At 61.3% G+C, this 14,791-nt stretch carries 14 protein-coding genes; 1 reads left to right on the top strand and 13 read right to left on the bottom strand.

Annotated elements, in window-relative coordinates:
- Window positions 1–52: 52 nt before the first annotated feature.
- From AC1DM5_RS07565 to AC1DM5_RS07550, 4 genes are read right to left on the bottom strand one after another with little or no spacing between them, the layout of a single operon-like run.
- The gene (locus AC1DM5_RS07565; RefSeq protein ID WP_477974810.1) at window positions 53–1,093 is read right to left on the bottom strand and encodes a sulfate/molybdate ABC transporter ATP-binding protein; all 1,041 of its coding nucleotides are present in this window, start codon (window positions 1,091–1,093) and stop codon (window positions 53–55) included.
- 10 nt (window positions 1,094–1,103) lie between these two features.
- Window positions 1,104–1,991 carry a sulfate ABC transporter permease subunit CysW gene (gene cysW / locus AC1DM5_RS07560; RefSeq protein WP_477818629.1) on the bottom strand — a complete coding sequence of 296 codons (888 nt, stop codon included), beginning with the start codon at window positions 1,989–1,991 and terminating at the stop codon, window positions 1,104–1,106.
- The gene (gene cysT, locus AC1DM5_RS07555) at window positions 1,981–2,838 is read right to left on the bottom strand and encodes a sulfate ABC transporter permease subunit CysT (RefSeq protein ID WP_477818628.1); all 858 of its coding nucleotides are present in this window, start codon (window positions 2,836–2,838) and stop codon (window positions 1,981–1,983) included. Before cysT ends, cysW begins: the two co-directional genes overlap by 11 nt.
- A gap of 8 nt (window positions 2,839–2,846) precedes the next feature.
- On the bottom strand, window positions 2,847–3,872 hold the full coding sequence (locus tag AC1DM5_RS07550) for a sulfate ABC transporter substrate-binding protein (protein WP_477974808.1): 1,026 nt from the start codon (window positions 3,870–3,872) through the stop codon (window positions 2,847–2,849).
- Window positions 3,873–4,227: 355 nt separating this feature from the next.
- Here AC1DM5_RS07550 and AC1DM5_RS07545 point away from each other — a divergent pair, with 355 nt between their 5' ends.
- On the top strand, window positions 4,228–5,259 hold the full coding sequence (locus AC1DM5_RS07545; RefSeq protein WP_477818626.1) for a porin: 1,032 nt from the start codon (window positions 4,228–4,230) through the stop codon (window positions 5,257–5,259).
- An 82-nt stretch (window positions 5,260–5,341) separates the two neighbouring features.
- On the opposite strand, the gene AC1DM5_RS07540 is transcribed toward AC1DM5_RS07545, so the two are convergent.
- The 9 genes from AC1DM5_RS07540 to AC1DM5_RS07500 all read right to left on the bottom strand — a co-directional run bounded on the left by AC1DM5_RS07540 (window position 5,342) and on the right by AC1DM5_RS07500 (window position 14,738).
- On the bottom strand, window positions 5,342–5,797 hold the full coding sequence (locus AC1DM5_RS07540; protein WP_477818625.1) for a PTS sugar transporter subunit IIA: 456 nt from the start codon (window positions 5,795–5,797) through the stop codon (window positions 5,342–5,344).
- A 29-nt stretch (window positions 5,798–5,826) separates the two neighbouring features.
- Window positions 5,827–6,519, bottom strand: a complete 693-nt coding sequence (locus AC1DM5_RS07535) for a response regulator transcription factor (protein WP_007820889.1) — start codon at window positions 6,517–6,519, stop codon at window positions 5,827–5,829.
- On the bottom strand, window positions 6,516–9,227 hold the full coding sequence (locus AC1DM5_RS07530) for a DUF4118 domain-containing protein (protein WP_477974806.1): 2,712 nt from the start codon (window positions 9,225–9,227) through the stop codon (window positions 6,516–6,518). Before AC1DM5_RS07530 ends, AC1DM5_RS07535 begins: the two co-directional genes overlap by 4 nt.
- Window positions 9,228–9,291: 64 nt before the next feature.
- Window positions 9,292–9,861, bottom strand: coding sequence for a potassium-transporting ATPase subunit KdpC (gene kdpC, locus AC1DM5_RS07525; RefSeq protein WP_477818623.1), 570 nt, complete (start codon window positions 9,859–9,861; stop codon window positions 9,292–9,294).
- 12 nt (window positions 9,862–9,873) lie between these two features.
- Window positions 9,874–11,934 carry a potassium-transporting ATPase subunit KdpB gene (kdpB, locus tag AC1DM5_RS07520; RefSeq protein ID WP_439017754.1) on the bottom strand — a complete coding sequence of 687 codons (2,061 nt, stop codon included), beginning with the start codon at window positions 11,932–11,934 and terminating at the stop codon, window positions 9,874–9,876.
- A gap of 45 nt (window positions 11,935–11,979) precedes the next feature.
- On the bottom strand, window positions 11,980–12,135 hold the full coding sequence (locus AC1DM5_RS07515; RefSeq protein WP_007825862.1) for a hypothetical protein: 156 nt from the start codon (window positions 12,133–12,135) through the stop codon (window positions 11,980–11,982).
- 10 nt (window positions 12,136–12,145) lie between these two features.
- On the bottom strand, window positions 12,146–13,849 hold the full coding sequence (gene kdpA / locus AC1DM5_RS07510) for a potassium-transporting ATPase subunit KdpA (RefSeq protein WP_477818622.1): 1,704 nt from the start codon (window positions 13,847–13,849) through the stop codon (window positions 12,146–12,148).
- 52 nt (window positions 13,850–13,901) lie between these two features.
- The gene (locus AC1DM5_RS07505; protein WP_016556800.1) at window positions 13,902–13,991 is read right to left on the bottom strand and encodes a K(+)-transporting ATPase subunit F; all 90 of its coding nucleotides are present in this window, start codon (window positions 13,989–13,991) and stop codon (window positions 13,902–13,904) included.
- A 384-nt stretch (window positions 13,992–14,375) separates the two neighbouring features.
- The gene (locus AC1DM5_RS07500; RefSeq protein WP_113321486.1) at window positions 14,376–14,738 is read right to left on the bottom strand and encodes a copper resistance CopC family protein; all 363 of its coding nucleotides are present in this window, start codon (window positions 14,736–14,738) and stop codon (window positions 14,376–14,378) included.
- Window positions 14,739–14,791 lie beyond the last annotated feature (53 nt).

The following is a 14,791-nucleotide window of genomic DNA, read 5'->3' as shown; positions in this document are numbered from 1 at the left end:
AAAGGGTTCCCGCCGAAATACGATTCTGGCGGGAACTGATGTTGCAGTTATGTTAATTCCGGAAAAGCTTCCAGCGTGTCGGCTTGAAGGCGACGCGCGACCGGTCGAGCCTGTCGGCCTCGCCCGGCGGAAGCTCGATCTCGATATGCGGGCGGTCCTTGCCGATGTCGAGTTCGATATGGCGGGTGCCGGCGACGCGCCGGCTGGCGACCGGTTGGCCGGCGATGCAGTTCTCGGCAGATTCGCAGAGCCGGACATCGTGCGGGCGGAAATAGAGCTGCGCAGCGCCATCGGCCTCACCCTCGGCGTTTAGACCTAGCGAGCGGCCTTCGAAGCGGATATCGCCGCCGGCAACTTCCACCTGCAGGCAATTGGACTGGCCGACGAAGCCGAAGACGAAGGGCGAGTTGGGGCTGTCATAGACCTGGTCCGGCGTGCCGACCTGCTCGATCGCACCCTGGCTCATGACGACGACTCGGTCGGCAAGCTCCATCGCCTCGTCCTGGTCGTGGGTGACGAAGACGGTGGTATGGCCGGTGCGGTCATGGATTTCGCGCAGCCATTTGCGTAGGTCCTTGCGCACTTGCGCATCGAGAGCGCCGAAAGGCTCGTCGAGCAGCAGGACGTTCGGCTCGACCGCCATGGCGCGGGCGAGGGCCACGCGCTGACGCTGGCCGCCGGAAAGCTGCGCTGGATAGCGCTTTTCAAGACCCGAAAGCTGTACGAGATCGAGCAGTTCCAGCGCCCGCTTGCGGATCTCCGCTTTCGGCGGACGGCGTGACGCATTGCGCACCTTCAGGCCGAAGGAGACGTTGTCGAGCACTGTCATATGGCGGAAAAGCGCATAGTGCTGGAACACGAAGCCGATATTGCGCTGCTGGACTGTTTTCCTCGACGCATCCTCTTCGCCGAAGAAGATCTGGCCTTCGGTCGGGCTTTCAAGGCCGGCGATAAGGCGCAGAAGCGTGGTCTTGCCGGAGCCGGAGGGGCCGAGCAATGCGATCAATTCACCCGAGCGGATATCGAGCGAGACATCGTGCAGCGCCGGAAAGCGATCGAATTCCTYGCGTATGTTTTGGACGCGTACTTCCATTCTAATTCCTTCAGTGCCGCCGGCTGGCGGCGATTTCGGCGCTATAGCGCAACTCCAGCAGCGTCTTCAAAACAAGTGTGACGAGGGCAAGCAAGGCCAGAAGCGAAGCGACCGCAAAGGCCCCGGTGAAATTATACTCGTTGTAGAGGATTTCCACCTGCAACGGCATAGTGTTGGTCTGCCCGCGAATATGGCCAGATACGACCGACACGGCGCCGAACTCACCCATGGCGCGGGCATTGCACAGCAGCACGCCGTAGAGCAGGCCCCATTTGATGTTCGGCAGCGTGACGTGCCAGAAGGCCTGCCAGCCGCTCGCGCCAAGCGAAAGGGCCGCCTCCTCATCCTGCGTTCCCTGTTCCTGCATGAGCGGAATGAGCTCGCGCGCAACGAAGGGGAAAGTGACGAACATGGTGGCGAGGATCAGCCCTGGCGCTGCAAACAGGATCTTGATGTCGTTGGTGCTCAGCCACTGGCCTAGCCAAGTGTTGGCGCCGAAGAGCAGCACGAAGACGAGGCCCGAGATAACAGGCGAAACCGAGAAGGGCAGATCGATCAGTGTGGTCAGGAACGCCTTGCCCTTGAATTCGAACTTGGCGATGGCCCAAGCGGCGGCTAAGCCGAAGGTAAGGTTCAAAGGCACGCTGATGCCGGCGACGATCAGTGTCAGGCGGATGGCCGAGAAGGTTTCAGCATCCTGAAGGGCTGTGAAAAATGAACCGACACCCTTGCGGAAAGCCTCGACGAAGACTGCCGCCAGCGGCAGAAGCAGGATTAACAGCAGGAAGAGCAGCGAGACCACGACCAGTACGATGCGGGCGACCTTGCTTTCTGTGACCGCTGAATGGAGCTTGTGCTGTTCAGCCGATGCGGTGTTTGGGATAGCTTCAGACGCCATAACCGTACCTCCGTCTGCTCCAGCTCTGGATGAGATTGATGACGAGCAGCATCATGAAGGAGATGACCAGCATGATCGCCGCAATGCCGGTCGCTGCTGCATAGTTGTATTCCTCGAGCTTGATGACGATCAGCAGCGGGGCGATTTCCGATTTGAACGGCAGGTTGCCGGCAATGAAGATGACCGAGCCGTATTCGCCGACGGCACGGGCGAAGGCAAGGGCGAAACCCGTCAGTACTGCGGGTGCGAGACCCGGCAGCAGCACGCGCGCGATTGTCTGGAAGCGATTGGCGCCGAGCGTGGCGGCAGCCTCCTCGACTTCCTTGTCGATCTCTTCCATGACCGGCTGGACCGTTCGTACGATGAAGGGCAGGCCGACGAAGATGAGGGCGATGACGATACCGGCCGGCGTGAAGGCGATCTTGATGCCGAGCGGCGTTAGGAACTGCCCGACCCAGCCGTTCGGAGCGTAGAGGGTTGTCAGTGCGATGCCGGCGACGGCCGTCGGCAGGGCGAAGGGCAGGTCCACCATGGCGTCGATAATGCGTTTGCCGGGAAACCGGTAACGTACCAGGACCCAGGCAAGGATGACGCCAAAGACGACATTGAGACAGGCGGCGATGAAGGCGCAGCCGAAGCTGATGCGCAGCGCGCTCAGCGTTCGCTGGTCGAATGCAATGCCGAAGAACTTCTCCCAGCCGAGTGTGCTCGACCGCCAGGCAAGGCCGGACAGGGGGATAAGGACGATGAGGGTGAGCCAGATCAAGGTAAGGCCGAGCGCCAGTCCGAAACCCGGAATGACGCTCGGCCGCTTGAACCGCCACCGTGTGGGGTTATGTGCGCTCATAAGACCTATTATTGGGCAGGCTTGTAGATCTGGTCAAATACGCCGCCGTCGCCGAAGAATTTCGGCTGTGCATCCTTCCAGCCGCCGAAGTCGTCGATCGTGGCGAGCGTCAGCTTCGGGAAGCGGGCAATATCAGCCGGATCGGCTGCTTCCGGCTTGATCGGGCGGTAATAATGCTTTGCCGCGATCTTCTGGCCTTCATCCGAATAAAGGTAGTTCAGATAGGCTTCCGCGACCTTGCGTGTGCCCTTCTTGTCGACGTTGCCATCGACGATTGCGACAGGCGGATCGGCGCGGATCGAGAAGGCGGGGGTCACGATCTCGAACTGGTCGGGGCCGAGTTCCTCGAGCGAGAGATAGGCTTCGTTTTCCCAGGCGAGCAGGACATCGCCGAGGCCGCGCTGGACGAAGGTGGTCGTAGCACCACGAGCGCCGGTATCGAGAACCGGAACGTGCTGCAGCAGTTTCGTCACGTATTCCTGCGCCTTGCCGTCGTCGCCGCCATTGGCCTGTTTGGCCCATGCCCAGGCAGCCAGGAAATTCCAGCGGGCACCGCCGGAGGTCTTCGGGTTAGGCGTGATGACCTGGACGCCTTCCTTGACCAGGTCGCCCCAATCCTTGATACCCTTCGGGTTGCCCTTGCGGACGAGGAAGACGATCGTCGAGGTATAGGGCGTCGAATTATTGGGGAACTTGGTCTTCCAGTCGGCCGGGATCTTGCCGGTCTTCTTGGCGATGGCGTCGATATCGCCTTCGAGCGCGAGGGTCACGACGTCGGCATCAAGGCCGTCGATGACCGAGCGCGCTTGGGCGCCGGAACCACCATGAGAGGCCTGGATCGTTACGGCTTCGCCGGTGTCGGCCTTCCATTTCGCGGCAAAGGCAACGTTGAAATCCTTATACAATTCGCGTGTCGGATCATAGGACACGTTCAGAAGCGTCTGGTCGGCGAAGGCCGGCGCGACGCTTCCGATCGCAAAGCTGCCTACCATGACCGCGGCCGCGATGAGCCGGGTGAGCCTTAAAGTCTGCATGGGAACCCTCCGTGGTTATGCGCTAAACTCTATCAACTAGGTCGTATAATGAAACGAAGATTGTTCCGGTTCCGGGGACCAACCTTAGAAAGCCATCCCATTTTCAGCGGGTGATTGCGAATGGGACGTGCTGTCAGTTGGCCGCGGCCAATTAAGGCACCACGCCACAGTCGTGATTTTTCTGCCACAGTTCGATCCCGAAAGTGACATTGGTGTGTCGATTTTTGGTCATCTTTTGCAGCACTGACGTTTTCGAGTGCCTACATGGACTTCCGGTCGTTGGGATTCGGCGACCGATGGTGGGGGTGTCCTTGAAGCACTGCTCGCCTCTTTCAAACCGTAAAAGGTCTTTCTGATGTCTATTAAAACTATCCTTCTTGGCTCTGTTGCCGCCCTTGCAGCGGTTTCCGGAGCACATGCAGCCGACGCTATCGTCGCAGCCGAGCCCGAGCCCGTAGAATATGTTCGCGTTTGCGACGCCTACGGGACTGGCTACTTCTACATCCCGGGCACCGAAACTTGCCTTCAGATCAGCGGTTACATCCGTTTCCAGGTTAACGCCGGCCAAAACGCTGGCGGCAATCGAGACACCAACGACTCCGACTGGGATGCCGTTACCCGTGGTCAGGTCACCTTCCAGACCAAGAACGACACCGAGTACGGCACGCTCACCGGCGTTATCACGCTGCGTACCAACGCTGACAACGCCACCAACCAGACGACCACGCTCGACGAAGGCTACATTGATATCGCCGGCTTCCGCGTTGGTAAGCAGTACAGCTGGTGGGATGACGATCTGAGCGGCGAGACGGACACGCTCTCGAGCAATGAGACGACCCACAACTCGATCCGTTATCAGTACGAGACCGACAACTTCGCAGCCGGTATCTCGGTCGACGAACTTGAAGAAGCCTATGCCGAGAAGCCGGGCGAAGGCCCGAACAACTTCGGCGTTGCAGCCCAGGTTTCCTTCAAGAGCGGCGCATTCAGCGGCTACCTGCTCGGGGGCTACGATTCCGACAACGAAGAAGGCGCCATCCGCGCAATCCTGTATGCCGACATCGGCCCCGGCACCCTCGGCCTCGCTGGCATCTGGGCTAGCGGCGCTAACTACTACTACGAAGAGTCCGAATGGACGATCGCTGCAGAGTACAAGGTCAAGCTCACCGACAAGTGGGCCGTTACGCCGGCCTTCCAGTACTTCGACAAGATCGATCTCGATGCTGACGGCAAGGGCTTCAGCGGCGGCAGCGCCTACACGACCGGCGTGACCGTCGACTACCAGATCGCTCAAAATCTGCGCAGCAAGCTCAGCCTTCAGTACCACGATGAAGAAGACGGCGACGACGAAACCTTCGGTTTCCTGCGTTTCCAGCGCGACTTCTAATAAAAAGGGGCCGAAGCGGCCCCTTGTTCTCGATTTGCCTTCCCCCCGCTACTGCGGGGAGAAGGTCGAAAGCGGATTTTCCCTACACGCGCGAATCCGCGATGAAATCCGAGTAGAATTCATCGACGCTTCTGGCCTTGCGCATGGCCGCCAAGACGCCTTCCGATTGAAGCCTGCGGGCGATAGCGGCAAGCACGTTCAGATATTCCCCGCGATTGTTTTCCCCGAAGAGCAGTACGAAGGCGATGTCCGTCGGGATATCATCGATCGCATCGAAATCCAGCGGCTGCGCGAAACGGATCAAGAGACCGCGCGGGCTCGTCATGCCGTTGATGGCTGCATGGGGAACGGCAATGCCGTTGCCGATGCCGGTGGAGCCGAGCTTTTCCCGGGATTCGAGCGCTTTCAGCACGGTCTGGCCGTCAATGCCGAAGGCGTTGCCGGCCTTTTCGGAGATCGACTGCAGCGCGCGCCATTTGGTCGTCACCGACAGGCCGATGAAGGTATGCTCCGGYCGGATGATATTGGAGAGGTTCATTTCATTCTCGATGCTGTACGAGGCGGGTATCAGTCAGGCTCGCGGAGCCGATAGCCGACGCCGGTCTCGGTGGTAATATAGTGCGGCTGGTCGGGAATCTGCTCGACCTTTTGCCGCAGCTGGCGCACATAGACGCGAAGATACTGCACGTCCGCCGCCGGCCCCCATACCTGCTTCAGAAGAAATTGATGTGTCAGCACCTTGCCGGCATGCTGAGCGAGTACGCGCAGGATGTCGTATTCCTTCGGCGACAGCTTGATCTCCCTGCCGTCGACCTTGACGATGCGCTTGACGAGATCGATCGACAGCCCGCCCGTCTGAAAGATCGCCTTTTCACCCTGCTGCTGCAGCCGGTGGCGGAGCGCCACGCGGATACGGGCACCGAGTTCGTTGACGCCGAAGGGCTTCGTTACATAGTCGTCGGCACCGCTTTCCAATGCCTTGACGATGCCGGCCTCGTCGGTACGGCTCGACAGGATGACGACTGGCATGGTGAGCCCGTCCTCGCGCCATTCCTGCAAAAGGTCATGGCCCGGCATGTCGGGAAGGCCGAGATCGAGCACGATGAGATCGGGCTGGTCGTCCTTGACGGACTGGCGGGCCGCGCCGGCATTCGGCGCTTCATGCACTTCATAGCCTTGCGCGGTGAGGCCGACACGTAAAAGCTTGCGGATCGGAGGCTCGTCGTCGACGACGAGGATCTTGACGGCTGAACCGGTCATTTGAGTTCATCCAGTTTGGGAATGTCATTCGGTTTGGGAAGGCGGACGGTGAAGACAGCGCCGGACCGGTCCGTCCGGTTGCCGGCGGTGATCGTCCCGCCCATCGCCTCGATGAAGCCCCGGCATATGGAGAGGCCGAGGCCGGTGCCGGCGCGCACCTGATCGCCTTTGCGCACACGGTAGAAGGTGTCGAAGACACGGGTGAGGTCTGCAGGAGGAATGCCCGGGCCCTCGTCGGAGACCTGTACGACGACATTGTCGGCGTCCGCCCAACCCTCGATGCGGATGACGGAACCCTCGGGCGCGTATTTGGCGGCATTGTCGAGCAGATTGAAGAGGACCTGTTCGAAGAGAACAGGATCGACGCGAACCATGGGCAGGTCGGCAGCGATCGTCATCTCCGTCCTGTGATGGTCGAGGATTTTGGCAGCCCTTCGCAGGGCGGTGCCGGCGATGTCGCCGGCATAGTGCAGCGCATAGTTCGGTTCCATGGCACCGGATTCGATCTTCGTCATGTCGAGCAGGTTGGCGATGAAGCGGTTGAGGCGCTCGGATTCGTCGACCACGGTCGAGAGAAGGTCGGTGCGGTCCTCCGCCGGCATGGAATCGAAATAGTCGCGCAGCGTGCCGGACGCGCCGAGGATCGCCGCAAGCGGCGTCTTCAGATCGTGCGAGATCGAGGTCAGCAAGGCAGACCGCAGGCGATCGGCTTCCGCTGCAAGCTTGGCGCGATCGACATCGGCGACGAGCTGGACGCGCTCGATGGCGAGTGCGGCCTGGTCCGCAAGAGCGTCCAGAAGACGCTGCTGCTCGGGCGTCAGCAGCGGGCCGTCGCGGCGGTCGCTGTCTAGACCGATGACGCCGACGGCGGTGCGGCCGGTGCGCAGCGGTACATAGAGGCGCTTGGCACCGGGCAGGGTATCGGCGCCGCGACCGGCGGCATGATTGTGCTCCCAGGCCCAGCGGGCGGCGGCAATATCGGCGTCGTCGAGCGTAYCGTCGGGAGGATAGCCGGCTTTGACCGCGATGGAACTACCCTCCGGCAGAAGCAGAACGACGCGCACCTTGAGCATCGAGGCGATCTGGAAGGCGGTTGCCCAGAGGACGTCATCGAGCGTGCCGGTGCCTGCGAGCTTCTTGGAAAAGAGATAGAGGTCTTCCGTCGTTCGCGCCCTCTGCCGGGCGGCGACCGCCTGCCGCTGCACCGTTGCCGTGAGGTTGGAGGCGATGACGGCAACGCCGAGGAAGAAGAAGAGCGCCAGCACGCTTTCAGGATCGCTGATCGTCAGCGTATAGCGCGGCGGCAGAAAGAAGAAGTTGAAGGAGAGGGCGCTGACGATACAGGTATAGAGCGCCGGCCTCAGGCCATGGATGACCGCTGATGTCAGCACCGCCATCAGAAAGACGAGCGCCAGATTGCGCACGTCGAGAACCTGGTCGAGCACCACACCGACGGCCAGCGCAATGGCGACATAGGCTGTCGAGAGGATATAGGCCCTGAAATTCAGTGTCGGCGCGCTCGGAGCCGCCTTGACGCCGCGCAGCGAAGCCGTGTCTTTCTCGTTACCGGAAATGACATGAACGCTGATATCGCCCGCCCGCCGGATCAGCTCGTCGGTTGTCGAACGGTTCCACCACCCCTCGCGCCAGGTCGGCTTCTTCGGGGCGCCGATGACGATGTGGGTGACGTTGTTGGCAGTGGCGTGGCGCACCAGCTCTTCCGTCACTTCGCGACCGGGGATGGTGATTGCTTCACCGCCGAGCTGTTCAGCAAGCCGCAAAGTCGCTGCGATCGTGTCTCGCTGCGTTTCCGACAGATTGATGGAGCGGTTGGTCTCGATATAGACGGCGGCCCAGGGGCCACGCAGGCGGGAGGCCATGCGTGAGGCATAGCGGACGAGCGAGGCAGAGCGGGGATGCTCGTCGATCGATACCAGCACGCGTTCGCCGGCGGCCCACGGGCCGGAAATCGCATGCGCCTGCATATGGGTCAGCAACTGGTCGTCGACGCGCTGGGCGGTCTTGCGCAGGGCGAGTTCGCGCAGCGCCGTCAGATTGCCGGGCGTGAAGTAATTGGTCAGCGCGCGCTCGGCGGTCTTTGCCACATAGACTTTGCCATCGTGAAGACGCTTGATGAGGTCGTCGGGTGTCAGGTCGATGATCTCGATGTCATCAGCCATGTCGATCACAGAGTCCGGCACTGTTTCGCGCACCCGGATGCGGGTGATCTGCGAAACGACGTCGTTCAGGCTCTCCACATGCTGGATGTTTAGCGTCGAATAGACATCGATGCCGCGGTCGAGCAGTTCCTTGACATCGAGATAGCGCTTCGGATGGCGGCTGCCCTCGGCATTGGTATGGGCGAGCTCGTCGACGAGAACGAGATCGGGCTTGCGGGCGAGAATGGCATCGAGATCCATCTCTTCGAGCGACTGGCCGCGATAGGCGATCTCCACACGCGGAACGATCTCGAAACCGGCAAGCAGCGCCTCGGTCTCTTTGCGGCCATGGGTTTCGACGACGCCGATCACCACGTCGAGGCCATCGGCCATCTTGGCGTGGCCGGAGACCAGCATTTCATAGGTCTTGCCGACGCCAGGTGCAGCGCCCAGGAAGATCTTCAGGCGCCCGCGCGACTCCGCCCGGGCTTTTTCGAGAAGCGCATCGGGAGAGGGCCTGCCGGCCTGGTCGCGGTTGTCGTCTGGCATGCGGTTTGGTCTTTCTTCACGAGCAAGCCCCGGCCCGCTTGTCGCGCTCCGGGGCTCTCAACCTTTACTGAGTCATAGAAGCATCAAGGCTCTGGTTCAACGCCAGAACATTGACGGTAGGCTCGCCAAGCAGGCCGAGTTCGCGGCCCGTGACGGCTGCATCGACCAGCGCCTTGACCTTGGCTTCATCAACACCGCGGGCCTTGGCGACACGCGGCACCTGGAAATAGGCGGCATCCGGCGAGATGTGCGGATCGAGGCCGCTGCCCGAAGCGGTGACGAGGTCGGCGGGAACCTCGGCATTCGGGTTGGTCGCCTTGGCAGCCTCATAGTCGCCTTTCACGCGGTCGATCAGCTTCCGGCTGGTTGGGCCGAGGTTGGAGCCAGAGGATGCAGCGGCATTATAACCGTCGCCCGCGGCGGACGGGCGGCCGTGGAAATACTTGTCGCTGGTAAAGGCCTGGCCGATCAGCGTGGAGCCGATGACCTTTCCGTCTTTTTCAATAAGGCTGCCATTTGCCTGGAAGGGGAAGATGGCCTGAGCGGCACCCGTCATGGCAAGCGGGTAGAGAAGGCCGGTGATGGCAGTGGTGGCAACGATCATGACGATTGCCGGACGAAGTTCTTTCAACATTGTTGTAACTCCTTAGGCGAGGCCGACGGCCGTGATGACGATGTCGATCGCCTTGATGCCGATGAAGGGGACGATGATGCCGCCGAGACCGTAGATCAGCAGGTTGCGGGAGAGCAGCGCGCCGGCGCCGATCGGGCGGTAGCGCACACCCTTCAGTGACAGCGGGATCAGCGCGATGATGATCAGCGCGTTGAAGATGATCGCCGACAGGATGGCGCTCTGCGGCGTGGCGAGGCCCATGACGTTGAGCACGCCAAGCTGCGGGTAGAAGGTCAGGAACATCGCCGGGATGATGGCGAAGTACTTGGCGATGTCGTTGGCGATCGAGAAGGTCGTCAGCGCGCCGCGCGTCATCAGCAGCTGCTTGCCGATTTCGACGATCTCGATGAGCTTCGTCGGGTCGCTGTCGAGGTCGACCATGTTGCCGGCCTCGCGGGCTGCGACCGTGCCGGTGTTCATGGCCACACCGACGTCGGCCTGTGCCAGGGCTGGGGCATCGTTCGTGCCGTCGCCGCACATGGCGACCAGCTTGCCCTTGGCCTGTTCCTCGCGGATGAGCTGCAGCTTGTTCTCAGGCGTTGCCTGGGCGAGGAAATCGTCCACGCCGGCTTCGGCGGCGATGGCGGCTGCCGTCATCGGGTTGTCGCCGGTGATCATGACGGTCCGGATACCCATGCGGCGAAGCTCGTTGAAGCGTTCGCGGATGCCGCCCTTGACGATATCCTTGAGCTGGATGACGCCGAGCAGCTTACCGTCACGAGCAACGGCAAGCGGCGTGCCGCCGGCCTTGGCGATCTCGTCTGATATTGACTGCAGTTCACGCACGATTTCGGCGCCGTTCTTCGAGGAGGCATCGCCATTGACGTAGGTCAGCACTGCATCGACAGCGCCCTTGCGGATCGCGGAGCCTTCGAGATCGACGCCGCTCATGCGTGTCTGGGCGGTGAAGGGCACGAAGGTGGCTTTCAGGCCTGCCATGTCGCGGCCTCGGATCGCATATTTCTCCTTGGCGAGCACGACGATCGAGCGTCCCTCGGGCGTCTCATCGGCAAGCGAGGCAAGCTGGGCCGCATCGGCGAGATCCTGTTCGGAGATGCCGCGGACCGGGCGGAAGCTGGTGGCCTGGCGGTTGCCGAGCGTGATCGTGCCAGTCTTGTCGAGCAGCAGCGTATCGACGTCACCGGCGGCTTCGACGGCGCGGCCGGACATGGCGAGCACGTTGAAGCGGACGAGGCGGTCCATGCCGGCGATRCCGATKGCCGACAGCAGGGCGCCGATGGTGGTCGGGATCAGCGTGACGAAGAGTGCGACGAGCACGATGATCGGGATCGAGCCGCCGGCGTAAGCTGCAAAACTCGGGATCGTCGCCGTGGCGAGCACGAAGATCAGCGTCATGCCGGCGAGCAGGATGTTGAGCGCGATTTCGTTCGGGGTCTTCTGGCGTTCGGCGCCTTCGACGAGCGAGATCATGCGGTCGAGGAAGGTCGAGCCGGCAGCAGCGGTGATGCGTACGCGGATCCAGTCGGAAAGAACCTGCGTGCCACCTGTCACGGCCGAGCGGTCGCCGCCGGATTCACGGATTACAGGGGCGGACTCACCGGTAATGGCTGCCTCGTTGACGGAGGCGACACCTTCGACGACTTCGCCGTCCGAGGGGATGATGTCGCCAGCTTCGACGAGAACGAGATCGCCGACCTTCAGGCTCGTGCCAGGCACCATGCGGTAGCCGCTGCCGTTGTTGGCGGTGAGCAGTTTGGCCTGGGTTTCTGTGCGGGCCTTGCGCAGCGAGTCGGCCTGCGCCTTGCCGCGGCCTTCAGCGACGGCTTCAGCGAAGTTGGCAAAGAGCACGGTGAACCAGAGCCAGAGGTTGATCTGGAAGGAGAAGGCGAGATTGCCGTTGCCTGAAACGAGGTCGCGCAGGAAAAGGACTGTGGTCAGTGCCGAGACCGTGGCCACGACGAACATGACCGGGTTCTTGGCGAGGGTGCGCGGGTTGAGCTTGGTGAAAGCAGCGCCCACGGCCGGAATGAGGATGCGAGAATCCAGGATGCTCGCGGATTTTGCCTGGCTCATAAGAGACTCCAGCTTTGAAACGAGGATGGCGAACCGGATTGCCGGTCAGCCCTGTAAAATTCTGATTGCGCAGACGACGACGAGCAGGCCTGCCATCATCACCAGGATGATGTCGGAGGCGCGCGGCGTGCGCTGGGCTCCACGCCCCGGCAGACCGGGACGTGGATGGAAGGCTTTTCGCAGCCTGTGACGGATGATCATGGCACCCACCTCAGAAGGTCTGGCCGGCAATGGTGACCAGGTGCTCGACGACGGGGCCGAGGGCCAGTGCCGGGAAGAAGGTGAGACCACCGACGATCAGGATCGTGCCGATGAGCAGGCCGACGAAGAGCGGGCCATCCGTCGGGAATGTACCTGCCGAGGCCGGAACCGTCTTCTTCGTGACCAGAGAGCCGGCAATCGCAAGAGCCGGAATGATGACGAGGAAGCGGCCCATCAGCATGCCGATGCCGAGCGTGATGTTGTACCAGGGCGTATTGCCCGTCAGGCCGCCGAAAGCCGAGCCGTTGTTGGCTGCAGCCGACGTATAGGCATAGAGGATTTCGGAGAACCCGTGCGGGCCGGCCGTGCCGATCGAGGCGACTGCCGAGGGCAGCACGCTAGCGATCGCGGTGAAGACCAGCATGGCGAGCGGCAGGCAGAGGATGGCGAGAACGGCCATCTTCATTTCCTTCGCCTCGATCTTCTTGCCGAGATATTCCGGCGTGCGGCCGACCATGAGGCCTGCCACGAAGACGGCGACGATGATGAACATCAGGATGCCGTAGAAGCCAGCGCCGACGCCGCCGACGATGACTTCGCCGAGCTGCATATTGATGAGCGGGATCAGGCCGCCAAGCGCCGTGAATGAGCCGTGCATGGCATTGACCGCGCCGCAGGAAGCAGCGGTGGTGATGACCGCAAACAGCGAGGACATGGCAACGCCGAAGCGGACTTCCTTACCTTCCATATTGCCGCCGCCAAGACCGAAGGCATGCATCAGCGGGTTGCCAGCAGCTTCAGCCCAGTAGGTGATGCCGACACCGACGATGAAGAGCAGGCCCATGGAGGCGAGGATCGCCCAGCCCTGACGCTGGTTGCCGACCATGCGGCCGAAGACGTTGGTAAAGGCTGCGCCGATCGCAAAGATCGACACCATCTGGATCATGTTCGAGATATTGTCGGGGTTCTCGAAAGGATGGGCCGAGTTGGCATTGAAGAAACCGCCGCCATTGGTGCCGAGCATCTTGATCGCAAGCTGCGAGGCGACGGGGCCGACGGCGATCGTCTGCTTGGCGCCTTCGAGCGTCGTGGCATCGACATAGGGGCCGAGCGTCTGCGGCACGCCGAGCCAGACATAGGCGAGCGTCAGCACGATGCAGATCGGCAGCAGAATGTAGAGCGTGGCGCGGATCATATCGACCCAGAAATTGCCGATCGCCTTGCCCGATGCGCGCGAGAAGGCGCGGATGAACGCAACGGCAATCGCCATGCCCGTCGCAGCCGACACGAAGTTCTGGACGGTGAAGCCCATCATCTGTGTCAGGTAGGACATGGTGCTTTCGCCACCGTAATTCTGCCAATTGGTATTGGAGACGAAGCTGACGGCGGTGTTGAAGGAGAGTTCCGGACCGACGGCGGCCATGCCGGCCGGGTTATAGGGCAACGCGCCTTGCAGGCGCATCAGCGCATAAAGCACGATGACGCCCATCAGATTGAACATCAGCATGGCGAAGGCATAGGAGGTCCAGTGCTGGTCTTCGCGTTCGCTGGTGCCGGCAACGGCGTAAAGTCCTCGTTCGATCGGAACGAGGACCGGTGAAAGGAATGTGCGCTCGCCGCTGAAGACACGCGTCATGTAACCGCCAAGCGGTTTGACGAGCACAAGGACGATCCCGCAATAAAGCAGAATCTGAAGCCATCCGTTGAGGGTCATGGGAGGAAACTTTCAGTACCCGGCCGCTTCTGGATGAGAAGCGCCGGCTCTTTCAGAAACGTTCTGGGCGGATGAGAGCGTAGGTGAGGTAGACGGTGAGAAACACGGTCACGGCACCGCTCAAGATATAATCGAGGGTCATCTGTTCTCTCCTGTCAAAGCCTGTCGCAGGCGCGTGTATAGGCAAAGCAAAGTCCGAAGAATACGATTGCAGTGCCGAGTAGAATTATATCCATCATCGATCTTGACTCCGATTTGTTATTCTTGGAGTCAGACAAGATAAAGGGCGCCAGCTCAGTGGAAGCGACACCTTTTATGCTTTCTGGCGTGGAGATGATCTTTGCGATCTCTCGGATATTAATATGCGGCCGAAGTGCATAAAGGTTCGAGATTGCATCGGGGCTATCAATATAAAAATCTTATAAATGCCTTTATGCGGTCAAAACGCACTTCGGCGGACCGATAGACAAAAAACGCCGTGCCCCGACGGTACGGCGCTATCTCGAACAGCTCGATATCGGAAGGTTCAGGGATCAACCCGGAACTGGTAGTGGCCCTCAGCGCTGTGGCCGTCCATCGAGAGGACGCGCCAGTTGAGCGTATAGACGCCAGGCGCCATGGACGGATCGAGCGGGACCTTGAAGACGGAGCCTTCCGGTCCCGAAAGAAACGGCTTGCCGGTCGGCAATGTCAGGCCCTGGGCATCGAGAAGGGTGGCGGTCGAGCGGGCGAGATCGACAGGGCCGGTGAAGGTGAGCTCGAGATTGGCCGGCACCAGCTTTTCTTCCTGCTGCGGCGGCGGAAGCGATGCTTCTTCGATCGCCGCAGACGCCTCGTTTGCGGCAAAGAGAAGAGATGCGAACAGGCAGAATGACACAATCGATTTCATGACGGTCTTCCTTACATTGCCGATCCGCATGGTGTCGGGAGCGTCATGCACCC

The organism is Rhizobium sp. 01T437 (genome assembly GCF_056398505.1).
This window is presented reverse-complemented; position numbering and strand designations above follow the sequence as displayed.